This window comes from Endozoicomonas sp. SCSIO W0465 (assembly GCF_023716865.1).
GTDB lineage: Bacteria > Pseudomonadota > Gammaproteobacteria > Pseudomonadales > Endozoicomonadaceae > Endozoicomonas.
Map to the genome: position 1 here is coordinate 6,020,833 of NZ_CP092417.1, position 25,304 is coordinate 6,046,136.

At 48.6% G+C, this 25,304-nt stretch carries 23 protein-coding genes, 1 tRNA gene and 1 pseudogene; 13 read left to right on the forward strand and 12 right to left on the reverse strand.

From position 1 onward, the window contains the following. Nucleotides 1-38 precede the first annotated feature (38 nt). From MJO57_RS27020 to MJO57_RS27035, 4 genes and pseudogenes are all read left to right on the forward strand, one after another. Nucleotides 39-260, forward strand: a pseudogene (locus MJO57_RS27020) (IS1595 family transposase); the annotation flags it as partial. 250 nt (nucleotides 261-510) lie between these two features. Beyond that, on the forward strand, nucleotides 511-1,533 hold the full coding sequence (locus MJO57_RS27025) for an ammonium transporter (protein ID WP_252020149.1): 1,023 nt from the start codon (nucleotides 511-513) through the stop codon (nucleotides 1,531-1,533). A 48-nt stretch (nucleotides 1,534-1,581) separates the two neighbouring features. Then, nucleotides 1,582-3,096, forward strand: a complete 1,515-nt coding sequence (locus MJO57_RS27030; RefSeq protein WP_252017330.1) for an IS66 family transposase — start codon at nucleotides 1,582-1,584, stop codon at nucleotides 3,094-3,096. Between the two features lie 14 nt (nucleotides 3,097-3,110). Continuing rightward, nucleotides 3,111-3,449, forward strand: coding sequence for a hypothetical protein (locus MJO57_RS27035; protein ID WP_256493389.1), 339 nt, complete (start codon nucleotides 3,111-3,113; stop codon nucleotides 3,447-3,449). A gap of 87 nt (nucleotides 3,450-3,536) precedes the next feature. Here MJO57_RS27035 and MJO57_RS27040 read toward each other — a convergent pair whose 3' ends face one another. From MJO57_RS27040 to MJO57_RS27070, 7 genes are all read right to left on the reverse strand, one after another. Further along, nucleotides 3,537-3,986, reverse strand: coding sequence for a YcgN family cysteine cluster protein (locus MJO57_RS27040; RefSeq protein WP_252020150.1), 450 nt, complete (start codon nucleotides 3,984-3,986; stop codon nucleotides 3,537-3,539). Further along, complete coding sequence (locus tag MJO57_RS27045; RefSeq protein ID WP_252020151.1) at nucleotides 3,983-4,282, reverse strand: YcgL domain-containing protein; 300 nt, start codon at nucleotides 4,280-4,282, stop codon at nucleotides 3,983-3,985. Before MJO57_RS27045 ends, MJO57_RS27040 begins: the two co-directional genes overlap by 4 nt. Next, nucleotides 4,283-5,449, reverse strand: a complete 1,167-nt coding sequence (gene rnd / locus MJO57_RS27050) for a ribonuclease D (RefSeq protein WP_252020152.1) — start codon at nucleotides 5,447-5,449, stop codon at nucleotides 4,283-4,285. A gap of 275 nt (nucleotides 5,450-5,724) precedes the next feature. Further along, nucleotides 5,725-6,615 (reverse strand): protease HtpX, encoded by an 891-nt coding sequence (gene htpX, locus MJO57_RS27055; RefSeq protein ID WP_252020153.1) that lies wholly within the window; start codon nucleotides 6,613-6,615, stop codon nucleotides 5,725-5,727. Nucleotides 6,616-6,769: 154 nt separating this feature from the next. Then, the gene (locus MJO57_RS27060) at nucleotides 6,770-7,210 is read right to left on the reverse strand and encodes a hypothetical protein (RefSeq protein WP_252020154.1); all 441 of its coding nucleotides are present in this window, start codon (nucleotides 7,208-7,210) and stop codon (nucleotides 6,770-6,772) included. Between the two features lie 368 nt (nucleotides 7,211-7,578). Next, a complete protein-coding gene (locus MJO57_RS27065; RefSeq protein ID WP_252017502.1) occupies nucleotides 7,579-9,096 on the reverse strand; it encodes an IS1182 family transposase in 1,518 nt (505 codons plus the stop codon). 362 nt (nucleotides 9,097-9,458) lie between these two features. Next, entirely contained in the window at nucleotides 9,459-10,673 is a 1,215-nt protein-coding gene (locus MJO57_RS27070; protein ID WP_252020156.1) for a pyridoxal phosphate-dependent aminotransferase, read from the reverse strand. Between the two features lie 178 nt (nucleotides 10,674-10,851). Between MJO57_RS27070 and msrB the strand changes: the two genes are divergently transcribed. The 3 genes from msrB (at nucleotide 10,852) to MJO57_RS27085 (ending at nucleotide 12,677) form a co-directional block, all read left to right on the forward strand. Beyond that, nucleotides 10,852-11,241 (forward strand): peptide-methionine (R)-S-oxide reductase MsrB, encoded by a 390-nt coding sequence (msrB, locus tag MJO57_RS27075; RefSeq protein ID WP_252020158.1) that lies wholly within the window; start codon nucleotides 10,852-10,854, stop codon nucleotides 11,239-11,241. A gap of 112 nt (nucleotides 11,242-11,353) precedes the next feature. Further along, on the forward strand, nucleotides 11,354-12,412 hold the full coding sequence (locus MJO57_RS27080; protein WP_252017920.1) for a transposase: 1,059 nt from the start codon (nucleotides 11,354-11,356) through the stop codon (nucleotides 12,410-12,412). Nucleotides 12,413-12,601: 189 nt separating this feature from the next. Beyond that, nucleotides 12,602-12,677: transfer RNA gene (locus MJO57_RS27085), tRNA-Glu, on the forward strand. A 79-nt stretch (nucleotides 12,678-12,756) separates the two neighbouring features. On the opposite strand, the gene MJO57_RS27090 is transcribed toward MJO57_RS27085, so the two are convergent. After that, on the reverse strand, nucleotides 12,757-13,275 hold the full coding sequence (locus MJO57_RS27090) for a hypothetical protein (protein WP_252020159.1): 519 nt from the start codon (nucleotides 13,273-13,275) through the stop codon (nucleotides 12,757-12,759). On the opposite strand from MJO57_RS27090, the gene MJO57_RS27095 reads away from it, so the two are divergent. From MJO57_RS27095 to MJO57_RS27115, 5 genes are all read left to right on the forward strand, one after another. After that, nucleotides 13,244-14,494 carry a valine--pyruvate transaminase gene (locus MJO57_RS27095; RefSeq protein WP_252020161.1) on the forward strand — a complete coding sequence of 417 codons (1,251 nt, stop codon included), beginning with the start codon at nucleotides 13,244-13,246 and terminating at the stop codon, nucleotides 14,492-14,494. The genes MJO57_RS27090 and MJO57_RS27095 overlap by 32 nt on opposite strands. A 4-nt stretch (nucleotides 14,495-14,498) precedes the next feature. Further along, the gene (locus tag MJO57_RS27100; protein WP_252020163.1) at nucleotides 14,499-15,242 is read left to right on the forward strand and encodes a 5-oxoprolinase subunit PxpA; all 744 of its coding nucleotides are present in this window, start codon (nucleotides 14,499-14,501) and stop codon (nucleotides 15,240-15,242) included. After that, nucleotides 15,239-15,955 carry a 5-oxoprolinase subunit PxpB gene (pxpB, locus tag MJO57_RS27105; protein WP_252020165.1) on the forward strand — a complete coding sequence of 239 codons (717 nt, stop codon included), beginning with the start codon at nucleotides 15,239-15,241 and terminating at the stop codon, nucleotides 15,953-15,955. The genes MJO57_RS27100 and pxpB overlap by 4 nt, the downstream gene beginning before the upstream one ends. 8 nt (nucleotides 15,956-15,963) lie before the next feature. Beyond that, a complete protein-coding gene (locus MJO57_RS27110; RefSeq protein ID WP_252020167.1) occupies nucleotides 15,964-16,875 on the forward strand; it encodes a biotin-dependent carboxyltransferase family protein in 912 nt (303 codons plus the stop codon). Nucleotides 16,876-17,144: 269 nt separating this feature from the next. Beyond that, entirely contained in the window at nucleotides 17,145-17,915 is a 771-nt protein-coding gene (locus MJO57_RS27115; RefSeq protein WP_252020169.1) for a PepSY domain-containing protein, read from the forward strand. A gap of 95 nt (nucleotides 17,916-18,010) precedes the next feature. Here the strand turns inward: MJO57_RS27115 and MJO57_RS27120 are convergent, their stop codons facing one another. The 4 genes from MJO57_RS27120 to MJO57_RS27135 all read right to left on the reverse strand — a co-directional run bounded on the left by MJO57_RS27120 (nucleotide 18,011) and on the right by MJO57_RS27135 (nucleotide 23,759). Further along, complete coding sequence (locus MJO57_RS27120; RefSeq protein WP_252020171.1) at nucleotides 18,011-19,387, reverse strand: amino acid permease; 1,377 nt, start codon at nucleotides 19,385-19,387, stop codon at nucleotides 18,011-18,013. After that, the gene (locus MJO57_RS27125) at nucleotides 19,368-20,873 is read right to left on the reverse strand and encodes an APC family permease (RefSeq protein ID WP_371924695.1); all 1,506 of its coding nucleotides are present in this window, start codon (nucleotides 20,871-20,873) and stop codon (nucleotides 19,368-19,370) included. Before MJO57_RS27125 ends, MJO57_RS27120 begins: the two co-directional genes overlap by 20 nt. 19 nt (nucleotides 20,874-20,892) lie before the next feature. Continuing rightward, nucleotides 20,893-23,196 (reverse strand): Orn/Lys/Arg decarboxylase N-terminal domain-containing protein, encoded by a 2,304-nt coding sequence (locus MJO57_RS27130; RefSeq protein WP_252020174.1) that lies wholly within the window; start codon nucleotides 23,194-23,196, stop codon nucleotides 20,893-20,895. A gap of 416 nt (nucleotides 23,197-23,612) precedes the next feature. Continuing rightward, nucleotides 23,613-23,759, reverse strand: a complete 147-nt coding sequence (locus MJO57_RS27135) for a hypothetical protein (RefSeq protein ID WP_252020176.1) — start codon at nucleotides 23,757-23,759, stop codon at nucleotides 23,613-23,615. Between MJO57_RS27135 and MJO57_RS27140 the strand changes: the two genes are divergently transcribed. Then, nucleotides 23,758-25,272, forward strand: coding sequence for an IS66 family transposase (locus tag MJO57_RS27140; protein ID WP_252017330.1), 1,515 nt, complete (start codon nucleotides 23,758-23,760; stop codon nucleotides 25,270-25,272). The two genes, MJO57_RS27135 and MJO57_RS27140, sit on opposite strands and share 2 nt — an antisense overlap. Nucleotides 25,273-25,304: the final 32 nt, after the last annotated feature.

The following is a 25,304-nucleotide window of genomic DNA, read 5'->3' on the forward strand; positions in this document are numbered from 1 at the left end:
TATCAAATTTTAGAGCCTGTTGTCAATGCGTAAGTCCTAAACATGTTGTTGAAGGCATCTACCACATCCAGACTGTAAATTCTTATCACAGTCATTTAAAACGCTGGATTGGCGGCGTATTCCAAGGGGTTGCAACTCGTTACCTTCCCCATTATCTGGCCTGGAGGCGAGAACTGACGGCAGCAAAAAAATTAACTGTTGGCCGGTTGATCAGCAGAATTACTGAACATTGGTGCTTCCAACCATTAACGGTAACTTAGCCACCTCAACAGGTAAATAATAAACGTCGTTTATAAGGGTGAATCGTAGTCTACTGCTGTGGTCTTGCAATTTATGATCTTGCAATTTATGGCCTTGCAATTTGCGGCAATATCAAAAGGCAATATCAAACAGTGTCATTTGCTCGAACAATATTAGATGTCGTCTATTATTTCATAAGGCTTTTCGAATCCTCCTCTGCATGGATTGGCAATCAATTCGTCAACGTCTTTCAGTATCAGGGTGGAAACCATGTTTGAAGGTGTAGTGCATGGCAATGTTGCTTTCATGGTCATTGCCACTGTTCTTGTGTTTTTTATGACTCCGGGGCTGGCATTTTTTTATGGTGGCTTAGTGGAAAAGAAACACTCCCTGACCATCATGCTGCAAGTCTTTATTGCCATTGGCATCGTCACGTTACTGTGGGTTTTTGGCGGGTTCAGCCTGGTATTCGGTAATGATCTTCTGGGCGTGATCGGGAATCCGTTTCAATACATTGGCTTCAGAAATATTGTGTTTGATGTGAATAGCCGATATGGACTCACCATTCCGTTTCTCATGTTCTTTATGTATCAACTGATGTTTGCCATCATCACACTGCCTTTGATGACCGGGTCTATTGTCAATCGAATCACCATGGGGGCCTGGCTGAAGTTTCTGGTGATCTGGATGATTCTGGTCTATTTCCCGGTGGCCCATTGGATCACACTGCCTTTGATGACCGGGTCTATTGTCAATCGAATCACCATGGGGGCCTGGCTGAAGTTTCTGGTGATCTGGATGATTCTGGTCTATTTCCCGGTGGCCCATTGGGTATGGGGGAACGGCTTTCTGGCAAAAATGGGGTTTGTGGATTTTGCCGGTGGCACCGTTATTCACGTAGCGTCCGCCTTTTCAGGCCTTGCTGCCTTATGGGTGTTAGGGCGCCGGAAGGTGATCACCGATAAAGGCCCTTTTAACATGGGGTTGGTGGCCATTGGTGCTGGCATCCTGTTGTTTGGCTGGTTTGGTTTTAATGCCGGCGGCACCCTGGCGGCAGCCGGTACTACCGCCATTGTGTTTACCAATACGGGAATGGCCAGTGCCAGTGGCATGATTGCCTGGTCCGTGATGGCCTACCGGGAGAATGGCTACTTTACCTTTTTCGACCCCCTGGTGGGAGCGGTGGCCGGGCTTGCCACCATTACTCCGGCATCGGGTTACGTTACCCCAATGTCGGCATTGTTGATCGGGGGTAACTGTTCAGCACCCCCACATAAATCTGGAATTTTCTGATTTTTATACCATCCTCTTAAGCACCATTTTTCCACAATATTCGCCAGCATGATTCCAGAACTACCCGCAACTATGTCGGCTGAGATTCTCTTGAAAGAGAATGCAGAGCTGCGGATGAGAGTTGCCTGTCTGGAAGAGCGATGTCGAGAATTGGAAGAAAAGGTTGGCAAGAACAGTCAAAACAGCAGCAAGCCGCCATCGTCTGATGGTTATCAAAAACCTTGTAAAAACAGTAATTCTCCAGATCATTCTGACGACCTTTCCGCAGATAAAGGTACCGATCCATCGGATGAAAAACCCAATCCTAAAAGTCTGAGACAGTCTTCTGGTAATAAAGCCGGTGGAAAGAAAGGGCATCAGGGCACTTGTCTTAAACAGGTCGATATCCCTGACTATATTGAGTACCTTCCGGTTAAAGAATGCAATAAATGTCAGGCGTCTCTTCTTGATAGTGAGCCGGTCAAATATATTGAACGACAGGTGTTTGAACCAGGGAGACCGGGTGAATTTGAAGTAACGGCCCATAGAGCTGAAGTAAAAATCTGCACTTGTGGTTGTCGGAATCAGGCTGAATTCCCGGAAGGTGTTACCGCTGCCGCACAATATGGCTCAGCCACACAGGCTATGGCCGTCTATCTTAACCAATACCATTTCCTGCCTTTTAAGCGCGTGTCAGAGTATTTTAATACTCTCTATAAAATGAGTGTAAGTGCAGGCACTGTCGCCAATTTTGTGGCCAGAACCTATGAAAATCTGGCTTCTACTGAAGAGGTTATTCGTGACGCCTTGCGGGAATCGTCTGTTGCCGGAGCCGATGAAACGGGTATGCGGGCCGAGGGCTCTTTGCACTGGCTACACGTTATGCGGGATGAACAATGGACGCTCTACTACTTGTCTGAAAAGCGAGGTCGTGAGGCCATGGACACGATGGGCATACTGCTAACATTTGCAGGCGTTCTGGTTCATGATCATTGGAAATCCTATTTTGCATATGCGGCAACTCACGTACTTTGCAATGCCCATCACCTGAGGGAGCTTTTGGGTGTTGTTGATAGGGACAGCAATCAACTGGCGTTGCGATTGATGAAGCTACTGAGGCTTTCCTGGCATTACTGCAAGGGCTTTAAGACCATAGGTATGCTACAGATGCCAAGTGTTGTCTGTGAACGAATCGAGAAGATTTATGACCGGTTGCTTCAGCGGGCTCTAATGAAAGAAGTCGTCTATATGGAGAAGCAACGAGAGGAGCTTAAGCGCAAGAAAGTCAAGAATACTAAAGCTTACAATCTCTTCAAACGACTCACTGAGTTCAAGGCTGAGACACTGCGCTTCATGTCAGATTTTACCATTCCCTTCGATAACAATGGCAGTGAGCGGGATGTTCGAATGGCCAAGTTAAAGCAGAAAATCTCAGGCTGCTTCAGGAGTGCAGACGGTGGTTCTATGTTTGCACGGATTCGCAGCTATTTGTCGTCTGCCAGAAAACAGGGAATGGACATATATCAATCACTTCATAGAGCTGTTCGGAATTACTGTAATATGCCTTTGCTCAGTGCTGAATAGTTACGATCGGGGCTCTGGCGGGTATTTTCTGCTTTTATGCCATCAAAATTCCCAGAAAGGCGGGGTGGGATGATGTACTGGACGTCTGGGGTGTACACGGCGCTGGTGGTTTTTTAGGCACCGTTCTGATTGGTCTTCTGGCCAATGAAATGGTCAATAAAGTCAATGCCGGACTCGGGCAGTTTCTGGTTCAGCTGTTTGGAGCCAGCTTTGTGGGGGTCTATTCAATGGTTGTCTCTTATCAGATTATGAAGTTTCTGGATAAAACTTCAGACATCCGGGTAACCAGAGAGCAAATCGAAGCCGGGTTGGATAAGTCCCTGTTTAAGGAGGAGTACAGCGATGATGAATAATAATGATGAGTGATAGTGTCCACGGTACCTGATACTTTGGCTGCAAACTTTTTCGGCCCTTTTTCAGCGAATCGTCATGTTAATCTCTCAACTAATCATCGTGTGGGGAATGATATAGTCCTCCAGGTCATCTTCGGCAATATCATTTTCTGAATATACCCATCCTTTAACCGAGATTCCGGCTTGATGGATAGATTCACAGGATCCGGATACCAGGGGATGCCAGTCAAACAACGGTTTCTTTTCACTGAGCAGCCGATAGGCGCAGGTTGCGGGTAGCCAGTGAAACAGCTTTACCTCTTTCAGTGTCAGCACCGTACATTCCGGAACAATGTCTTTACGATTGGTATAGTCTTTGCACTGGCAGCTGCTGGTGTCCAGCAGTTTACAGGCTACTGAGGTGTAATAGACTTCATCCGTATCCTCATCTTCCAGTTTGTGCAGGCAGCAGCGACCACAGCGATCACAAAGACTTTCCCATTCATCAGAAGTCATTTCTGCCAGGGTTTTGGTTTCCCAGAAAGGTTTTACTGTCATGTCGGGTCGTTAAAGGAAAGAAACTCATCCGGCAGTTTGATCAGGTAATCATCCTGCTCTTTGGGAGGCATTTGCAGATAGTAGCCAATGTCAGCAAGCTGCTGAAGTACAGTGGCGGTTTCAACACGAGCCAGTTTTTTCTCCGGAGTCAGTAACAGGTCAAAAACATGCACCGGCTTGCCAAAGGCTGTTAATAATGCCTCTGGCAGCGTCTTTTCCAGCGTGGCTCCCTTGTTCAGGTAAAGGTACATCCCTTCCCGTTTGGGGCTTTTATAGATGGAAACCAGAGACTTCATTCAATGGCCCTTTTCCTGTTGATGTAATTGATTCAATTGCTGAGTCAGCGGAGTGCCGATGATATCACGGCGCCAGCCCGTCAGGGTATCCGGGAGTATAAATTGGCCATTGTCCAACCAACTGCGCAGCAGTGGCGTGGTCAGTTTGCCCGGCATTAGCAGTTCTATTGGTAACTGCAGTTCAACGGCCCGTTGAGATAGGAGTGTCTTGATCTGCTTACCCTGGTCCCTGGCATTTTTCGGCAGTGGCGGTGGCAGTTTTTCAGGTCGTTGTGCTTCCGGAACCTGGCTGGAAGACCGGATGATATCCAGTATCTGTTCGCCATGATGACGAATAATGCTGGAACGCATCTCTGGTGTTTCCCGCAAAGCATTGATCGTTTTAGGCTGGAACCTTGCTAATGACCAGAGGCTGCCTTTGGGGATAATCCGGTTTCGGGGCACATCCTGACGACGGGAAGCCACTTCCCGGAAGTGGCAAAGTGCTTTTAGTACCGCCAGTTGCTGGGGGCGCAGCTGCCAGCTTCTTTTGACCTCTTGCCAGGCATTTTCCGGGTCAAAAGGCAGTACATTCTGTGTCAGGGCCAGACACTCATCTTCCAGCCATGCTTTTTTTGGCGATGGTGTCAGCAATTGATCCAGATACTGATAAACCTCAAGTAAATGGGCTACATCCAGACTGGCATAACGGACTTGCGCCTCGGTTAATGGTCGCTGATGCCAGTTGGATCTTGTCTCATCCTTGGGCAGGTCGATGTTCAGTATGTGTTTCAGCAACGCCTGATAACCAAGGGAAAAGCCCAGGTTGGCAAATGCAGCAGCAAGCTGAGTATCAAACAGTGGTCTTGGGACGGTATCCGTTAACTGTTTGAATACTTCCAGGTCTTCACTGCAGGCATGAAGCACCTTAACCACTGAGCTGTCTTGAAACAATCTGGCCAGTGGTTGCCACTGGTCGATCTCAAGTGGATCAATCAGGAAAATATCTGTGCCTGTACCCACCTGAATAAGCCCCGGTTGCGGATAAAACGTGTCGGTGCGGATGAACTCAGTATCCAGAGCGATGGCATCAAGGCGGGACCACCGTTGGCAATAGTCTTCAAGTAACTGATTGTTGTTGATCCAGACTGGCTCCGGTGGCAGCGGCCCGGGTGACAAAAAATGCATATCTAATGGTTCTAATGAAAAACTCCATTATAAACAGTCAATAGCAACTCTTGATAGACCAAGGGGATAGCAAACCGCTCTTTTCACCTGCCTGAGGCAGGTAAAAAAAGGCCGGATATTACCGGCCTCAGGGGAGACTTAGGAGTTGTCTGGAAATAACTTCCCTATTTTCATTGCCTGACTCCGTTCGGACTGAGCTTGTCGAAGTTCGGTGGCACGACCCTTCGACAAGCTCAGGGTGAACGGAAATCGGGAACTTATTAAAAGACAATTGCTTAACCGTGAGCGCGTAAGGCCTCGATGCGTTGGTCCAGTGGTGGGTGACTGGTAAACAGGGCTGCCAGACCGCTGCGCACACCGCTGCGGATGCCAAAGGCTGTCATGGTCGCTGGCATGGCGCTGGGCGCGTCATATTCACCACGCAGGCGTTCCAGTGCGGCAATCATGTCTCTGCGGCTCACCAGTTCAGCACCGGCTTCATCTGCCCTGAATTCACGTTGGCGGGAGAACCACATGACGATGGCGCTGGCCAGAAAGCCAAGAATAATCTCGGCGATAAAGCTGGTTATGTAGAAGCCCATACCAACACCACCTTCCCCTTCGTCATCACGACGCAGGAAGGAGTCCACGGCATAACCGATAATCCGGGCAAAGAACATGACAAAGGTGTTTACAACCCCCTGGATCAGACTCAGGGTGACCATATCGCCGTTAGCAACGTGGCCGATTTCGTGACCAATAACCGCGCGGGCTTCGTTCGGGCTGAATCGATCCAGCAGTCCCTGGCTGACGGCTACCAAAGCCGAATTTTTGTTCCATCCGGTGGCAAATGCATTGGCTTCCGGAGAGTGGAAAATACCCACGTCGGGCATGCCGATGCCAGCCTTTTCAGAGAGTTCCCTGACCGTCTCAACCAGCCACTGCTCCCGGGCAGTTTGTGGTTGCTCAATAATCTGTGTTCCTGTGCTCATTTTGGCCATGGTCTTCGAAAGCAGCAGGGAGACAAAAGAGCCGGCAAAACCGAATACGGCACAAAAAGCCAGCAGGGATCCCATGTTCAGTCCCTGATGGCTCAGGTAACTGCCGACGCCAAGAATGTTCAGTGTGACACTGGCCAGCAAAAGGACTGCCATGTTTGTGGCCAGAAACAACAGGATTCTTTTCATGAATGAAAGTGACCTCATCTTCATCATTATCATTAAGTAGCTCTATGAAGGCTGACTCCTATTCTTTCAAGAATGTCGAACAAATGAGCTTTATTTTTACATGGCATTGACAGAAAAAGGGCTGAACACCTGATAATAGCTGACCCTGTTCTGCTCAGTGCCGGGTGAAAAATTTCAGGGCAGCCTGTGCAATGGCTTCACTGCCTTTATCATTAAGTGCCTGTTTACAATACCATGCCATTGTTGCCTGCTTACGGGCAATCGACGTTGGAAGGTCGTTCTTTTTATTATCCGGGTTATCCGGGGAAATGGCGGGCAGGCTTAAACGTAAAAAACTTTTTTCTGTGAGTACCACCTGATCCAGAGCGTCATGCCGGATAGTATCCTGATAGCGAATATAGCCTTCCGAGGCCAGCCAGAGCATAGCATCAAAACAGGCTTTGTGGCGCCGGTTGGGGATGCCGTACTCATCGGTGCCGGCGTTCGTTATCAGATCGTCAACGTACAGTGTGGTCAAGCGGGGGAAGCTATTGTAAAGCTGAACCAGTGTTTTCAGGCAGTCCTGATAAAACTCGTCAATGTGTATGTCGGCCATAGATCATCCATAAAAAACAGAAGTTGGGGAGGTAGTCGCCTCCTGCCATACACGGATATCGTTGCTGCCAGTGCAGAAAAGCGCTAATACTCATATAGCCAGACCCCTCGTTCCCATACTCTGGAGGCTGTCGCAAAACTCTCCGGACACTCTGGACATCTCGTTCCCATGCTCTGCGTGGGAATGCATACCGATCCCGCCACAAATACCATACTCGCATGGAGCCCTCGAAAACCCTACTAGGAGGCTGTCCGAGAACTAGCTATTGAAAAAACGAAAGCTTCAGCATTTTCTTGGCTGATCAAATATTGACCTAAATTTAGCCTGTTTTGGGGTAAAAATTGCGTTTTTTACCCTTTTGCTTGCCTTTATGCTGCCATTTTAAGCCTTTTTGCTTCTTCAAGACGGATTGATCCCGTTGAAACCGATTTGACAATTTTTTTGAAATTATAAGCACTGCAGACCAGTGAAAATTCTCCAGCCACTTTTTCCTTACCCCGGACACTGAACCCTCTGAATCCTGAGTTCTTGATTTGGCCAAAAGGCGGTTCCGCAATCACCTTGCGACGCTCATAAACCGCTTTGGCCTCTTTGGTTTCCATTTTGCGGTTCATCGCCTGGCGTATGGCTTCGTGGCGGTCTGTGCGAATCACTTTCCCCGGGTCTTTGTTGTCACCACTGCACCTTTTACGTAACGGGCAATCCCGGCAGATATCTTTACTGACGCGGTAGCTTTTGTGTTTTGCTTTGCTAGCCGTGTTATAAATCAGCTTCTCACCGGCAGGGCAGGTAAAGCTGTCGTCTGCTTCATGGTAAATAAAATCCGCTTTGACAAACTTTCTGTCAGAGTCTTCCAGTCCCTCTGTTGCAGGCTTCTCCTGTCGATCCGTAGCCATGTAAGCGTCAATGTTCGCATCATCAAACGCTTGCAGGTTGGGCCCTGAGTAATAGCCATTATCCTCACTCATTTTGCCAATGGACGCGTTATCTGTTGCTTCTGCAATGGCTTCAAGTGCAGGCTTTACTTCCTGCTTGTCATTGGCATGCTGGCTGATGTGCTGGCCAACAATGATACCATTATCGCTGTCGACGCTGATCTGGGCGTTATAACTGTACTGATAGCCACTGCCTTTTTTACCCATGATCCTGGCATCATGATCAGCAAAGCTGATTTGCTTTTTGTCGTCTATCGGCTTATCGGGATTCAGGGCCTGTTCCCGTTCTTCAAGCGCTTTTTTGGCCTCCTGGATTTTCTCTAACCGTTCCTGCTTGAATTGCAAGTCTTCAGGAATGCTGTAGCCAGTCTCCTGCTGATAAGCATCGTCCTCTTCACTGTCACTGGTTTCGGCTTTTTTAATCAGGGCCTCAACTTCAGCCATTAATTCAGCTTCTTTGGCCTTAAGTCGTGCGTAGCTCATGGCCTTATGCTTTGATGAGTCGGCTTTGAATTTGGAACCATCAAGAGCGATGTGGCCCAGCGAGGCCATCTGTAGTTCCCGGGCGAGCAGCACGCTCTGTTTGAAACTGCTTTTAAAAAAGGTGGCCTGGTTTTTACGAAAGTCACTGAGCACCCGGAAATTTGGGCAGTGCTGTTTGGCGATATACATGAAAGCCAAGTCCTGATTGCAGCGCCGTTCAATCTCCCTGGAGCTGAACACACCATGGCTATAGGCATAGATCAGGATCGATATAATCAGTCGTGGGTGGTAGGCATTCTGGCCAAGATGGTGATACTGCTTTTCCACTTCAGAGGTGTCGATATGCTTGAAGATATCTTCAAAAACGAAGCAATCATGATCTGGTGGCAGCAGGTCGAAGATGTTCGATGGGAACATCAGGTGCTGGTCAAAATCAGCAGGGTTATCTTTGAATTTGATTGATGACATCCGTTTCGGCAACAACAAAGTGGGCAGAAGATGCCTGATTATACTTAATCAGGCTATTCTCGGACAGCCTCCTAGGAGGCTGACCGAGAATAGACTGCCCTACTGCGGTGGCAGAAAATTGGTCTAAAAAGCCGGAAATTTTTAGCAAATAGAACCACTATTCACGAAAAATTTCCGGCTTTTTATCCTCAATTTTCTGCCATCCTCGCTACGGGCGCTATTCTCGGTCAGCCTCCTAGGCAGTGGCTCTTTCTCATGCTGCCAGATCCGTATGCATTCCCACGCGGGACCCACAGGGCCTAAAAGCGTGGGAACGAGGTGCTTGTGTATGTATAACAACGCTTGGCTGTACTGGATATAGATCATTGTTTATATCGGCTGAGGAATCGCTCAAGTTTGCTCATTACCGTTTCCAGGTCTTCTACTCTGGGGAGTGTGATGATGCGCAGATGATCGGGCTCAGGCCAGTTGAAGGCGGTTCCCTGGACCAGCAGCACCTTTTCCTGAAGAAGAAAATCCAGTACCAGCTTCTCATCATCGTGGATTTTGTGATGTTTAGGGTCGAGTTTGGGGAACATGTAGAGTGCGCCTTTGGGCTTGGTACAGCTGATCCCTGGTATTTGATCCAGCATTTCCCATGCCCGGTTGCGTTGCTCAAGCAGTCGGCCACCGGGCAGTATCAGATCATTAATGCTCTGGTAACCGCCTAATGCCGTCTGGATGGCGTGTTGAGCCGGGACGTTAGCGCACAGGCGCATGGAGGCCAGCATCTCCAGACCTTCCAGGTAGCTTCTGGCATTGTTTTTCGGTCCGGAAACGACCAGCCAGCCAGCCCGGAAGCCGGCAACCCGGTAAGACTTTGACAGGCCGTTAAAACTGATACACAGCACATCATCTGCCAGGGAAGCCAGGGCGGTATGTTCAACCCCGTCATAGAGAATTTTGTCGTAAATCTCATCAGCAAAGATGATCAGATCATGTTCTCTGGCCAGTTGCACGATCTCCTTCAGGATTTCGTCCGGATAAACGGCACCGGTCGGGTTATTGGGATTGATAACAACAATACCCCGGGTCTTGGCGGTAATTTTACTGCGGATATCTTCAATATCCGGATACCAGTCCGACTGTTCGTCCTTACGGTAATGAACAGCACGACCTCCGGAGAGATGGACCGCCGCTGTCCATAGAGGGTAGTCCGGAGCCGGAATCAGCATCTCATCGCCGTTATTCAGCAATGCCTGCATGGTCATTACCACCAGCTCGCTGACCCCATTGCCGATAATGATGTCTTCAACGGTAATGGGGGGGAATTCCTTCTGCTGGCAATATTGCATGATGGCCTTGCGGGCAGAAAACAGGCCTTTAGAGTCACAGTAGCCCTGAGACAGGGGTAAATTGCGGATGACGTCCTGGGTGATCTCATCGGGCGCATCAAAGCCAAACGCTGCGGGATTGCCCGTGTTCAATTTAATGACACGATGTCCTTCTTCTTCAAGCCGTTTGGCTTCACGAAGCACGGGACCGCGAATGTCGTAGCAGACATTGTTGAGTTTGGTGGATTTTTCAATATCCTTCATGGATGTCTTACCGATGGTTTCAGATGTTGTTAGTCTTGCCGCACGGCATTATGAATTGATCTGCCGGGAGTTGCACTAGTGTGGATCGTTTTTATTTGGGCAGTTATCCTGATTGATGTGAGACCGTTCCCGACAGTCTCTGTTTGCTGATGAAAGTGAAAAAAGAGGGCTGTAAGTAATGAAAGATAAAAAGTCAGATGAACAGTGGCGGGAAGTGCTGACCGATGAACAGTACTATGTGTGCCGTGAAAAGGGGACTGAGCGACCTTTTACCGGCGAATATAACGTATTTGAGAAAGAGGGGGTGTTTCACTGTGTTTGCTGCCAGCAACAGCTGTTTGACTCATCGGTAAAATTTGATGCAGGATGTGGGTGGCCAAGTTTCTATCAGGCCATCGACAGTGAGGCGGTTACTCTACAGGAAGACAGCAGTCTGGGCATGGAGCGTACTGAAGTCCTTTGTTCTAATTGCGGTGCCCATCTGGGGCATGTGTTTCCGGATGGGCCGGAACCTTCCGGTCTGCGATATTGTATAAACTCGGTGGCGATGAAGTTTAAAGACCTGTAGGGGGTATCTGTCTCAAGGTGTGGCTGGTGTGGCTGTTTTTTGGCACTGAATGGTATGTTTATATATTCACTCAAGTTACGCACCTTGCTGAAAATCAGCCATTATTGGTGGCATGAAAAATGATCTCATAGAACTTTATTCTGACTACCTGTTGTCGTCGTCTGGGAAGACCACTGCAACGGGAGTGTCAGAGCTTTTGGATAATGTCTACAGTCATGACCAATTCACCCGATTGCTTTCAAACAATGAGTTTACCAGTCGTGACTTATGGCTTTACGTTAAACCCGTCGTGCGACAGGTTGAGTGCAGTGATGGGGTTTTGATCTTTGACGATACGATTCAGGAAAAGCAGTTCAGCAAAGAGAATGCCCTGAACACCTGGCATTTTGATCATACAAAAAATCGCACCGTGAAAGGTATAAATCTGCTCAATGCACACTACCATGCCGGAGATGCGTCGATTCCTGTCGCCTATAAATTGATCGAGAAAACCATCCTGTACACCGACTTGAAGACAAAAAAGGTAAGACGATATGCAGAGCAAACCAAAAATGAAATGATGCGGGAGATGCTGATGATTTGCTGCCATAACCAGCTTATGTTCCGCTATGTCCTTGCAGATAGCTGGTTTTGCTCAAACGACAATATGATGTTTATTCGACACGACTGTAATAAACATTTCCTGATGGCGATGAAGTCAAACCGCAAGGTATCCCTCAGTCTGGACGACAAATTACAAGGCCGTTCACAGCGTATAGATACTGTTGATTTTTCAGAAGATAAGCCTGTACAAGGGTGGATAGCAGGTGTCGATTTCCCTGTTCTGCTATACCGTCAGGTCTTTAAAAACAAAGACGGAAGCACAGGCATTCTCTATCTGGTTTGCAGCGATCTTGACTGTGATGCCGAGACTCTCAAGGCAATCTACGAGAAACGGTGGAAAGTCGAGGTCTTCCATAAAACGCTGAAATCGAATGCGTCAATGGCCAAGTCACCGGCGCATACTGTGAGAACACAGAGTAATCATATCTTTCTTTCAATTTACTCAGCCTTCAGGTTGGAAGTATTGTCATTGAAAGTAAATCTGAATCACTTTCAGCTCAGAGCCAAAATCTATATGGCAGGGCTGAAAGCTTCGTTGGGGCAGCTGAGAGAGCTGTTAGCTGCGTAACTTCAGATATTCAGATTATTGACCATTAATACATCAATCCCTGGCAACAGAAAAACACCCATTTTCCGTTGGGTTCTGGCAGGTTTTTTTTAAGTCATAACATGGGTTTAAAGAATGGAGGGGGGGGTTGACTCTGTGACAGGGGTTAATTATTATACGCATCCGCTGCAGCAATGTGCGAAGATTTGCGTCCCCTTCGTCTAGTGGCCTAGGACACCGCCCTTTCACGGCGGTAACAGGGGTTCGAGTCCCCTAGGGGACGCCAAATAATCCAAGTATATATCTCTTCCAGCTACTCTTAGCTCATCCTCTGAATGGTCATCTGGCGATTTATCGTCTGGTTTTCATCCCGGTTGTTGGCCTTCTTTAATCTGCTTCTGTTTATCATCGTATTCGACCCTGTCTTCCACTGTCTGATCATCATGTTCACAGTTCAATGGTGAGGATTGTGCTTCGTAGTCCTCCGATAACTCGCTATCAGGAAAAGCGGAATCCGCATAGGCTGACAGGCCAGCAAAGAACATTAAAACAAGAGCTATTGTGGCACCAAGCTTGTCCAGAAAAGAAGTCAGCAAATGCATTTCCGTACTCCAGATACCGTTTACCTGATCGGGTGATAACTCATCAATGGCAGGAATAAAGTAAAGGCGAAAAACGTAGTGCCTAACATAGCAGAGTCTGAAAGAGTAGCGGGTCGTTTGGGCGATGCCCCGGTAAATACAACCATTGACGAATATCCCGCTGATGAGACTTTGGGCTGTAGACAGCCTCTTTTCATCATTATATAACTGCACTTTCATTATCCGATGACCAGAATAATCAGGGGTAAGCATGAAGCTTTCTGCCTTTGGCGAAAAATTCACCAGCCATTCCGGCATCCTCTCTTTAATGGATGATCTGGGCAATGCCCTCGCCGATGGTAAAGATATGATTATGATGGGCGGTGGTAATCCGGCCCATATCCCCGAAGTAGAAGCCGTATTCAGGCAGCGACTGCGCAAAATTACCGAGAGTCAGACGGAGTTTACCCGGCTGGTGGGTACCTACGATCCTCCCCAGGGAGAAAAAGACTTTGTCCGTGAGATGGCTGCTTTTCTTAATCGTCAGTTTGGCTGGCAGCTGACACAAAGCAATATTGCCTTGTCCAATGGCAGTCAGGCCGCTTTTTTTATGCTGTTCAATATGTTTGCCGGCACTTATGGCGATGGCAGGCATAAGCGCATTCAGTTACCGCTGGCACCGGAATATATTGGTTATGCAGATGCCGGGCTGAGCGATAACTTTTTTGCTGCCAATAAACCGGAAATTGATCACCTGGATCAGCATACATTTAAGTATCGGGTCGATTTTCAGGAGTTGGTGATTGATGAAAGCATTGGTGCGATTTGCGTATCACGGCCAACCAATCCCACGGGTAATGTGCTGACTGACCGGGAGATTGAGCGGCTTGATAGTCTGGCCCTGCAGCATGATATTCCCATGATTATTGATGGCGCTTACGGCACACCGTTCCCAAGGTTGATTTTTACCGAGGCGACCCCTCGCTGGAATGAGCACACCATTCTTTGTCTGAGCCTTTCCAAACTGGGGCTTCCAGCGGTCAGAACCGGTATTGTCATTGCCAATGAGCAGGTTATCAGAGCACTGTCTGGTATCAATGCCATTATGAATCTTGCGCCAAACAGTACCGGCAGCCTGCTGGCACTGGATATGATCCGGGATGACAGCATTAACCAGCTTTGTGAGCATGTGATTCGTCCTTACTATCAGGAGAAGGCCCGGTTTGCTGTGAATTGCCTGAAAGAGAAACTGGGTGATATTCCCTGGCATGTTCATAAACCGGAAGGGGCCATGTTTCTCTGGCTATGGTTTGAAGGCTTGCCTGTCTCCAGTCTTGAGCTGTATGAACGACTGAAGGCAAGAAACGTGCTGGTGGTTTCCGGACATTACTTCTTCCCGGGTATAGACGATGACTGGCCCCATAAGCATGAATGCCTCAGGCTGACCTATACCCGTGATCGTCAAGACGTTGATAAGGGTCTTGCCATTCTGGCAGAAGAAGTACTCAAACTTTACAGGTAAACCCGTGCAGCTGAATTGTGATATGGGGGAGAGTTTTGGCCCCTGGCAAATGGGAAACGACCAGGCGGTTATGCCATGGATTGATATGGCCAATATAGCCTGCGGCTTTCACGCTTCTGACCCGGATATCATGAGTGATACCGTGAAACAGGCGGTAGACTGTGGTGTCACTGTCGGGGCCCATCCCGGGTATAATGACAAGACAGGGTTTGGTCGTCGACCTATTCCCCACGCCCCTGAAAGTATCACGCAACTGGTGGCTTACCAGGTTGGCGCACTGGATGCTATCTGTCAGCAGCATGGCACCCGGGTAAAGTACATTAAACCTCATGGCGCCCTATATCATGAGATGATGAATAACCCTGATGTATTTGAAGCGATGGTGATTGCGGCAGCCAGCATGGATATCAAGCCTGCTCTCATGATTCAGGCCCTGAGCAATAATAAGCCACAAAAAAAGACAGCAGACAGGTATCGGGTGCCACTGATTTATGAAGCCTATGCAGACAGGGCTTATGATGATCATGGCATGCTGGTGTCGAGATCCTTGCCAGGTGCTGTTCACCGAGATTCGGCTCTGATCCTTGAGCAGACCAGGTGTTTACTCTCAGGAGAGGTTAGCACCATCAGCGGCAAACGGCTGAAACTGAAAGCCGATAGTTTGTGTGTTCATGGTGATAATCTTGATGCCATCGCTTTGGTCCAACAGATTCGGCAGCTTGTCATGTCAGCAGACTCAGGGCCATGATGGATATCCGGCCTGTCTCAGAAACGGCGTTGATCATACAGCTGGGTGATCATATTGATACTCAGCTTGCGGTAAAAATAGGCGGTTTGGCTGACCATATCAGGACTCGCTTTGCGTCAGAGCTCATTGAAGTTATTCCTTCTTATACGACCATCTATATCCAGTACCACCCTCTGAAAACAGATTTCATGGCATTGGCAAGCAGGCTGCAGGGACTGATTACTGCTTTTTTCCTGTCTGGTGATCAAGGTAATAGTTCCCCTGAGGTGAGCAAGATAATCACCATACCCGTTTATTACAGTCCGGAGACGGGTCCGGATTTATCCGAGATTGCTCAACTTCATAACTGCACAGTGCAAGAGGTTATCCAGATTCACAGTCAGTCGACTTATATCGTCTGTGCTATCGGTTTCAGCCCCGGTTTTGCTTTTCTGGGGTCAGTTGCTCCTACTATTGCAACGCCAAGAAAAATCGAGCCAAGAAAAATGCTGCCAGCGGGAAGTGTGGGGATTGCAGGGCAGCAAACAGCAGTCTATCCAACCGACTCTCCCGGAGGTTGGCAAATTATTGGGAATTGTCCGGTTTCTCTGATTGACTTTGCCAGGACGCCCATGTCGCCTTTTTCGGTTGGTCTGTCTGTACAGTTTCAGCCCATATCACGGGATGAGTTTTTTCAGCTTGGGGGCACTTTGTGGTCGCACTGGAAGTCATAGACCCGGGAATGCTGACCCAGCTTCAGGATACGGGTCGAACGGGAATGGGCCATCAGGGTTTGACCCAGGGTGGCCCCATGGATCTGCACGCGTATTGCTGGGCAAATTATCTTCTGGGCAACCGTATGGGCTGTTCGCAGCTGGAGATAATGGGGGGACAAACAAAATTGTTAGCTCATCAAGCAGTGACGCTGGCGTTAACCGGGGCTGACCTGAGGGCCAGAGTCAATAGCCAGCCTGTTGATGGGTGGCAGACCATTCATCTGAATAAAGGCGATACGCTGTCATTTCAGTTTCCCAAAAAAGGTCTTCGAGCGTATCTGGCCATTCCCGGCGGCTTTGCTGCACCGGCAGTCTTTGGCAGTGTGGCGACCGTCGTAAGAGATGGTGTTGGAGGGCTTGGAACTGCCGGCGGTAGAAGTTGTCTGATAGGTATAGGGGATTTTCTTGAATCGACTTCCCATCAGCTGTTCAGACCAGAAATTAATTGCACGGTTCCTGCTCGTTATGTTCCGGACTACGGTCTGGAGATCCGGCTGAATCTGATTGAATCCTATCAAGCGAGGGCTTTCTCAGAAGACAGTCGCAAAAGCCTCTTTGAGACAAGCTTTACGCTTTCGTCAAACAGCGATCGAATGGGGTATCGATTGGATGGGGCTGCTATCATTCCACCCTTTAGCGGGGTGATTTCTGAAGGCATCGCTCTCGGGGCTGTTCAGATTCCTGAAAATGGTCAGCCAATTATTCTCATGCGTGATCACCAGACACTGGGTGGCTACCCCAAATTCGGTTGTGTTGCCCAGTTGGATTTGAACAGGCTGGCACAGGCAGTGCCCGGAACTACGATACGTTTCCAGCCTATATCGCTTCAGGCGGCGGGGAAAAAATTAACAAGTTTCTATTCCTTCTTTAATTTGTAGCCTCCAGTTTTCCAACCAGGTTTTGCAATCAGGCTTTCCAATCAGGTATCGCTACAGCTACTTGAATTATGGAAAAACAATTCTAAATTAACGGTATGCGCTCGGTATGAATGGGTGTAGAAACTATTATTATTGACGTCTGTTATCTCTCTGTCTTTGTGTTTTTTCCGCTTCCTCTCGATGATCTTCATACCCATGTCCGGTGGTAGTTCGTGTTGTTTCCTCAGCTCTTGTTGTAAAAATTGCTGTATAAAATCAGGTGTGATTTGATGAAAGTGTTCAGTTTTAGTACACCATTGGTGGCAGGAGTATTGGCGGGTCTGGCTCTGCCCTTACCTGTGGTTTTTGCTGCAGGCAGCAACACGGCTGCCATTTCGGCACACCTTGAACAGCCAGACAAGCTGAGATCGATGGTACCTCTTGACCAGCTGATAGTGATAACACGAAATAAGTTTGGTAATCAGGCTTCTGACGTGGTTGTACACTCAGCCCGGTTGCTGGAACAGAGTCGCCAGAAGGTGGTTGTTATTGACTTTATGGATGCCAATAACCAGCTGGAACGGGTTATTTATGACGCTTTCAGTGGCAAGCAGGTTGATCATGCCCCTATGCAGATGCCCATGCCTATGGAAGAGATATTGTCGAAAGTCGAGCGTAAATATCCCGGATCGAACAGAACGCGAACCTGGCTGGAGAGACAGGATGGCAGTATGGTGTATGTTATAGAGCTGACAGACAAACAGTTTAAAATGAAGCGACACCAGTTAACCATGGACGCTTATACCGGTAGGGTAATTACGGACGAAACCTACGACATGAAACCCGATGGTAAGCAGATATCCCTTGAGCAGATTATCAACAAGGCACGGGAAAAATACCGTGGGATGGTTGTGCTGAGAACCAGAAGCCGTATGAAAGACAATATCAAGGTAAGAGAGATTGTCTTTCTGGATGGTAATCGCGTAAGGCATAAAATGGTGGTTAACGCGGTGACTGGAGAAGTAATAGAAGACAGGATTGCGCCGTTGAGCTGGATCTGACAGGTCGCGTGTCGTCTGTCGTGTCTGCCAAAATAACATGGCCTGTCATGTTTTCGGGCGCGTGGCGCAAAATGAAAGAGCGGCAAGCGCTGTTCTCAGAGTTCATCATTACTATCCACACTCACAATCTTGACATTCATCAGTACTGCATAGATTCCCGGTACTATCAGGGCCATGGCGATAACGATCATCAGTTCGCCAAAATCAGCAGAGGCAAAGGCAGAGATAATAAATATTGACGACAATGTGACAATAATAATATTGGACAGGGATTTCTTATTCTCCACGCGATCCTGTTTTAGCAACGCCATACCGGACCAGAAATAAGGGAACAGCAGTAGCAGAACCGAAATGGTCACGGAAAGATCAAACGCTTCGGCAATATCGCTGCCCATCATCATCAGAACCACCTCCACTACAGTCATAATCGCCGCGTTGATTACCAGCCCGATGCTGGGAATACCAAAACGGTTGGTATAGCAGTAAGCCTTGGGTAAAAAACCATTGTCGGCACTGGTTTTGGCGGCACTCACGGAGTTTAAGCCCCAAACGATGAAGCTGGCAATGCAGGCAACCGACATGACCAGGGAAACGGTCTGCCCGACATAGGATGAGTGGGAAATTTTCTCCATGGACAGGGCAAATGAGGCCGGGGCGTCCTGGATTTGCTGAGCGGTGAACATGCCCTCTATGACTGTGGTGGACAGGACGTAAAAAACAGCCACGATCAGAAAGCCGATAATGGTGGCAATGGGCACCACTTTATGGGGATTCTCAATCTGTGCGGCATTGGTGGCAACGCTCTCGACCCCGACATACGAGAAGATCAGAATGGCAAAGCCGGCCATAATGGCAGAGCCTTCACCTTTGCCGGATACATTCCAGTTTTCCTGAAACTGCACCGGGCTGAACTCGATCCAGCCCAGTACGCTGGTCAGCACCACGGCCACCAGTAACAGGGTGACGGTGATGGAGACCACCTGGGCGATAACGCCAACGCCACGCAACGAGAGGGCAACGAATAGCCAGATCAACGCAATAATGGTGACGCCAAGCACGATCGGGTCGTTCAGTTCCGGGATAAACATAGCCAGGTAGCCCAACCCGGCGATCAGGATGGAGACATTGGAAATCAGGTTGCCATAGACATAGAAAAATCCACACTGGGCCCCGAGAATGGGACTGATGGAGGTGGCCAGCGCCGTAGGGCTCGGGTCTTGAAAACGTTCGCCGGCCCTGACGTACACCAGGGTGAGGAACAGCGCACCGGCGGTGACCAGAATAAATGAAATCAGGGTAATCGAACCGGTAAATGCCAGTTGCTGGGGCAGGGCAATAACGCCACTGCCTGCCAGGCTGGAGATAATCAGAAATGTGGCGCCAATCATTCCCAGTTTCCTGGCTTCGCTGTTTTTTCCGGAAGGATTCTGTTGGGAGGTAGCCCCTTGCTGTTTAGCGGTGTCGCTTAACATGGTGAATACTCCTGTACCCTGAACGATGGAAATAAAACAGTGGCAGGAACATGAAAACAAGGCACCCTGCCAGCAGAAACCCGATATAGTCAAAGATTGCGTTTAACCCTTCTGCACGAACTGAAGCGGTAGGGATAAAGCCAAAGATAAAGACGAAGCAGCTGGTGATAATGGCCGTTCCGGAAACCAGCCAGATGCCGGTGAAGCCGCCGGGTATACGATAACTTCTGTATATATCAGGTCGTGAATAGCGCAGTTTGATTGCCGCAGCAAACATCAGCAGATACATGATCAGATAAAGCTGTGCAGCGAGGGCATTCATTAACATAAAGGCACTGCTGACTGATGGCATCAATAAAATAGCCAGTGACAGGAGGGCAGACAGTAAGGCCTGTAGAATTAAAATGGGGACAGGCACACCGTATTTATTGCTCTTCTGCCACAGGCTTGGGAAATAGCCTTCACGGGCAGCTTCGCGAATCCCTTTGGAAGGGCCGATCATCCAGGTGATCACCATTATCATGGCACCATAGGCAATCAGCAGGGTAATGACCGGGGCCAGCCAGGAGAGGTTATGGATAGTAAAGAAGGTGTTGAGCGCCTGATCAACACCGGCACTCAGGCTGACATCATTGGCCGGGATGACCAGCGCGATGGAAAGCGATGCCAGCAATGATAGTGCGATGATCAGAGCGCAGGCGGAAAAAATCGCTCTTGGATAACTCTTTCCCGGGTCTTTGACCTCAGTGACGTGAACGGCTGACATCTCCATACCGGTAAACGACACCAGCATGGCCGCCATCAGCATCAGATGCTGGAGATTTTCAAACGTTGGGATGGTGGCTGCCCAGGAAAAATGAATGGCAGTGGGTTTACCTGACAGAAGGTACATCCCCCCCAGGGTGATAATAATCAGGCAGGGAATAATGCTGCCAACAATAACGCCCGTGGTGCTAAGCAGAGCAGAGAACTTAAGCCCTCTCAGGTTGACCAGGGTAGAAAAAGCCAGGGCCAGCCAGATAAACCCGACCACAAACCATTTGTTGTCTGCCAGTACCGGATGAATGATGTAGGCCACTGCAGAAGCCGCAAAAGAAAGCACCATGGCAAACCAGGGCAGGTTTTCTACCCACTGCATAAAAATGGCAACGACCCCCCACTTGGGGCCAAAAGCTTCGGTAACCCATAGGTAGACCCCACCTTCACCCTGCCAGCCGGAAGCCAGCTCTGCTGATACCAGGGCGGAAGGAATAAAGAAACACAGTGCTGCCAGGCCGAGATAGAAAACCAGTGAGTAACCGTACTCTGCCAGACTGGGGAGTGCATGGAGTGCCAGAATGGCTGCAACATTGATCATGGTCAGTGTAAAAACATTGAGCTTGTGCGGCAGCTTTTTTAAACGTACATGGCTTGCTGTTTTTTTCTTCATCGTTCTCTTTTTAAAGAGCAGGAATCGGATCGGTTGCCACGAGCTGACCGGGAGCATGAAACTCCCGGTTGATCGGTTACTCCTTCACACACAAGGTGCGGAAAAAGTTCTTGCCATCCCGTTCTATCCGTTCAACGCCGTGTATATCGCTTTCGTAGCCCGGAAACAGGTTTTCAAAATTCTGTCTTGCCATCAGGTAGTCAAAAATGGGGTTGGCTTTATCGTTCATGGACTCACCGCCCATCATGATCGGGATGCCCGGAGGGTAGGGAACGATCATAACGGCTGGAACACGGCCTTTCATGGCTTCCAGCTCGACATACTCAACCTGTTTCCTGACGACGCAATGGTAGGCATCGGCGGGTTTCATGGCCGGATCTGGAATCACCTGGAAAGCCGCCTGCATCTTGTCGAGCAGCTGTTGTTCTTTAAAATACTGGTGAATGTTGTTGCTGTGATCCTTCAGGCCAACCCCGGCATACGTCTCTGGATAGTCATTGACCAGTGCGGGTAGTGCCTGCTCCAGAGGGGCATTGCTGTCGTAAAGGGCTTTGAATTTGAGCAGTGCAGAGAGCAGGGAGCTTTGTTTGGCTTTGGTGGTGCCCAGCGAGTTAAGCAGCAGGAAAGAGTAGTAATCGGTTTTTTCACAGACGATGCCGTGTTTGATCAGGTAGTCGGTAACGATGGACGCAGGAATGCCTTCATCGGTAAGGTTGCCGACGTCATCAAGTCCCGGCGTGATGAACGTCAGCTTGATGGGGTCCAGCATGGCATAGTTGTCTTCAATTTCGTCAAAACCGTGCCAGTCATTTTTTCGGTTGAACACCCAGGGTTGCTGGTGGCTGCCCAGGTATTCCACCGGAACATTTTCAAACGCCGTATCGCTGCCATCGTAATTGACGATGCGGGGTTGCCACATTTCGAAAAACCAGCTTTTGGCGGTCTTCATTTCTCTGGCGATGCGGGTGACTTTCTGGCGAAGTCGAATAGACTCCAGGATAATGTCGTTCAGTAGAATTTCACCGTTGTCGTCCATCATTTTGGTGGCAACGTCCAGCGATGCAATCATGCTGTATTGTGGCGAGGTGGATGAGTGCATCATATAGGATTCGTTAATCTCATCCGGGTTGATTTTGACTTTACTGCCACTGCGGATATGCATCATGGATGCCTGGGAGAAAGCCGTCAGCAGTTTATGGGTCGAGTGGGAGCAGAAGATGGGGGGGTGATCGCTGTTCCTGTCGTCATCCGCCATGCCAAAGTGATCTTTATAGATCGGATGAAACCGGGCGTAGGCATACCAGGCTTCGTCAAAATGGAGATTTTCGACGCTTTGCTGAAGTTCTTTTTTAATGTTGATTACGTTGTAGCAGATGCCGTCATAGGTTGAGTTAGTCAGTGCTGACATTTTTACTGTACTCTGGCTTTTTATCTCTGCCGGAATATTGGGGTGCGCATCAATTTTGCTGTGGATGGACTCTTCTGAGAACTCGGATAAACGGCAGGGGCCGATAATTCCCCGCTTGTTTCTTCTTGGCACCATGTATACCGGATAGGCATCGGTGATGACCATGGCGTAGTTCAGGGATTTATGGCAGTTGCGGTCAACAAAGGCGATGTCATCCCTGACCAGCTGACTGCGCCAGATGATCTGGTTAACGTTGGATGTGCCATTAAGCACGTAATAGGTGTAGTCAGCGCCAAACACTCGTGCAGAGTTTTTCTCGGCATCGCCCACCACACCGGAATGATCCAGCAACGACCCGAGCTCCGGCACTGAGACTGAGAGATCGGCGCGAAAGACATTTTCACCATAAAAGTCATGCATGGCCCTGCCTGCAGGGCTGTGCAGAAAGCCTTCGCCACCCATATGGCCAGGGGTGTGCCAGGCGTATTTGTACTCCTGGGCGTATTCAACCAGCGCACCAAAAAAGCCCGGGTAGACACTTCGGATATACTCATTGACAAAAACATTAATACGCCCGGCCAGAAATTCGATGGTATCGGCGGTTTTCCACAGGGCATCATTAATGATCTCAAGGACATGAGTAGGAATATTAGCTGCGCCCAGTCGTTCGGTCAGGAGCAGGATCGGAATATGTCGGTTACGTGAGCGAACCAGGCTGATCAGTGCTTCCGGCTCCATATTCTCAGTGCCGGTTTCGCTTTGAATGTCCCAGTCGATAATGACCGCCCCCAAATCAGAACGGGACATGAATATTTCCACACCGTCTTCATAACTGAATGATGGGTGTACGGTCAGTTCCTGAACTTCTTCCAGGTTCTCAACCAGTGCTCGCAGACGTAAACCTTCATCATTGTTAGCGTCAAACTGAGCAGAGATAATCAGGACTGGCCATGCTCGTTTGGTGATTTTCATAATCAACCTCGAAGAAAGCGGCGTGACAGGAATTTGGTACTACACAGAAACGTATGCCTGAGAATGGCGATGAGTGGCAGATTGCAGATTGACGTAAGGATAGTCCCGGTATGAAAGTTGCGCCAACAAAAGGCTGAGGGGATAACGGTCGCTTATCGGGAAATCGGGAAATCGGGAAAAATGACAGCGCAGTGTAATGTATTGGTCAGTGGATCTGTTTTCATAGGTAAGGTGACAATAAACAAAAAGCGTTAACAGGCAGAGTAAAGTCTGGAAACGTACTATTACGTAATGCCTTCCGTATCATCCGGCGCTAGTCTATGTCCGAATGAAGTTCAGTTTGGTGCTGGATAGCTATATCCGGTCTATGGATGAGGTGATTACCTGACTCCTGATCGTAATGACAGTGTTACTGTCTATGTGCAGACCGCCGGACTTGGCATGACGACATGAAAAGTGTGAGTAAGAACAAGTAACTGTTCAGCACCCCCACATAAATCTGGAATTTTCTGATTTTTATACCATCCTCTTAAGCACCATTTTTCCACAATATTCGCCAGCATGATTCCAGAACTACCCGCAACTATGTCGGCTGAGATTCTCTTGAAAGAGAATGCAGAGCTGCGGATGAGAGTTGCCTGTCTGGAAGAGCGATGTCGAGAATTGGAAGAAAAGGTTGGCAAGAACAGTCAAAACAGCAGCAAGCCGCCATCGTCTGATGGTTATCAAAAACCTTGTAAAAACAGTAATTCTCCAGATCATTCTGACGACCTTTCCGCAGATAAAGGTACCGATCCATCGGATGAAAAACCCAATCCTAAAAGTCTGAGACAGTCTTCTGGTAATAAAGCCGGTGGAAAGAAAGGGCATCAGGGCACTTGTCTTAAACAGGTCGATATCCCTGACTATATTGAGTACCTTCCGGTTAAAGAATGCAATAAATGTCAGGCGTCTCTTCTTGATAGTGAGCCGGTCAAATATATTGAACGACAGGTGTTTGAACCAGGGAGACCGGGTGAATTTGAAGTAACGGCCCATAGAGCTGAAGTAAAAATCTGCACTTGTGGTTGTCGGAATCAGGCTGAATTCCCGGAAGGTGTTACCGCTGCCGCACAATATGGCTCAGCCACACAGGCTATGGCCGTCTATCTTAACCAATACCATTTCCTGCCTTTTAAGCGCGTGTCAGAGTATTTTAATACTCTCTATAAAATGAGTGTAAGTGCAGGCACTGTCGCCAATTTTGTGGCCAGAACCTATGAAAATCTGGCTTCTACTGAAGAGGTTATTCGTGACGCCTTGCGGGAATCGTCTGTTGCCGGAGCCGATGAAACGGGTATGCGGGCCGAGGGCTCTTTGCACTGGCTACACGTTATGCGGGATGAACAATGGACGCTCTACTACTTGTCTGAAAAGCGAGGTCGTGAGGCCATGGACACGATGGGCATACTGCTAACATTTGCAGGCGTTCTGGTTCATGATCATTGGAAATCCTATTTTGCATATGCGGCAACTCACGTACTTTGCAATGCCCATCACCTGAGGGAGCTTTTGGGTGTTGTTGATAGGGACAGCAATCAACTGGCGTTGCGATTGATGAAGCTACTGAGGCTTTCCTGGCATTACTGCAAGGGCTTTAAGACCATAGGTATGCTACAGATGCCAAGTGTTGTCTGTGAACGAATCGAGAAGATTTATGACCGGTTGCTTCAGCGGGCTCTAATGAAAGAAGTCGTCTATATGGAGAAGCAACGAGAGGAGCTTAAGCGCAAGAAAGTCAAGAATACTAAAGCTTACAATCTCTTCAAACGACTCACTGAGTTCAAGGCTGAGACACTGCGCTTCATGTCAGATTTTACCATTCCCTTCGATAACAATGGCAGTGAACGGGATGTTCGAATGGCCAAGTTAAAGCAGAAAATCTCAGGCTGCTTCAGGAGTGCAGACGGTGGTTCTATGTTTGCACGGATTCGCAGCTATTTGTCGTCTGCCAGAAAACAGGGAATGGACATATATCAATCACTTCATAGAGCTGTTCGGAATTACTGTAATATGCCTTTGCTCAGTGCTGAATAGTTACAAGAACAATAAATGACCTGACGCAGGAC

Bases quoted from the DNA above. Each gene is read 5' to 3' on its own strand.
- MJO57_RS27040 (WP_252020150.1), bottom strand. From the start codon at position 3,986: ATGACAGTAAAACCTTTCTGGGAAACCAAAACCCTGGCAGAAATGACT.
- MJO57_RS27065 (WP_252017502.1), bottom strand. From the start codon at position 9,096: ATGTCATCAATCAAATTCAAAGATAACCCTGCTGATTTTGACCAGCAC.
- MJO57_RS27045 (WP_252020151.1), bottom strand. From the start codon at position 4,282: ATGAAGTCTCTGGTTTCCATCTATAAAAGCCCCAAACGGGAAGGGATG.
- rnd (WP_252020152.1), bottom strand. From the start codon at position 5,449: ATGCATTTTTTGTCACCCGGGCCGCTGCCACCGGAGCCAGTCTGGATC.
- MJO57_RS27130 (WP_252020174.1), bottom strand. From the start codon at position 23,196: ATGAAAATCACCAAACGAGCATGGCCAGTCCTGATTATCTCTGCTCAG.
- MJO57_RS27120 (WP_252020171.1), bottom strand. From the start codon at position 19,387: ATGTTAAGCGACACCGCTAAACAGCAAGGGGCTACCTCCCAACAGAAT.
- MJO57_RS27095 (WP_252020161.1), top strand. From the start codon at position 13,244: ATGAAGCTTTCTGCCTTTGGCGAAAAATTCACCAGCCATTCCGGCATC.
- MJO57_RS27070 (WP_252020156.1), bottom strand. From the start codon at position 10,673: ATGAAGGATATTGAAAAATCCACCAAACTCAACAATGTCTGCTACGAC.
- MJO57_RS27125 (WP_371924695.1), bottom strand. From the start codon at position 20,873: ATGCTCCCGGTCAGCTCGTGGCAACCGATCCGATTCCTGCTCTTTAAA.
- MJO57_RS27060 (WP_252020154.1), bottom strand. From the start codon at position 7,210: ATGGCCGACATACACATTGACGAGTTTTATCAGGACTGCCTGAAAACA.
- MJO57_RS27140 (WP_252017330.1), top strand. From the start codon at position 23,758: ATGATTCCAGAACTACCCGCAACTATGTCGGCTGAGATTCTCTTGAAA.
- MJO57_RS27030 (WP_252017330.1), top strand. From the start codon at position 1,582: ATGATTCCAGAACTACCCGCAACTATGTCGGCTGAGATTCTCTTGAAA.
- MJO57_RS27110 (WP_252020167.1), top strand. From the start codon at position 15,964: ATGCTGACCCAGCTTCAGGATACGGGTCGAACGGGAATGGGCCATCAG.
- MJO57_RS27135 (WP_252020176.1), bottom strand. From the start codon at position 23,759: ATGCTGGCGAATATTGTGGAAAAATGGTGCTTAAGAGGATGGTATAAA.
- MJO57_RS27115 (WP_252020169.1), top strand. From the start codon at position 17,145: ATGAAAGTGTTCAGTTTTAGTACACCATTGGTGGCAGGAGTATTGGCG.
- htpX (WP_252020153.1), bottom strand. From the start codon at position 6,615: ATGAAAAGAATCCTGTTGTTTCTGGCCACAAACATGGCAGTCCTTTTG.
- MJO57_RS27080 (WP_252017920.1), top strand. From the start codon at position 11,354: ATGAAAAATGATCTCATAGAACTTTATTCTGACTACCTGTTGTCGTCG.
- pxpB (WP_252020165.1), top strand. From the start codon at position 15,239: ATGATGGATATCCGGCCTGTCTCAGAAACGGCGTTGATCATACAGCTG.
- MJO57_RS27025 (WP_252020149.1), top strand. From the start codon at position 511: ATGTTTGAAGGTGTAGTGCATGGCAATGTTGCTTTCATGGTCATTGCC.
- msrB (WP_252020158.1), top strand. From the start codon at position 10,852: ATGAAAGATAAAAAGTCAGATGAACAGTGGCGGGAAGTGCTGACCGAT.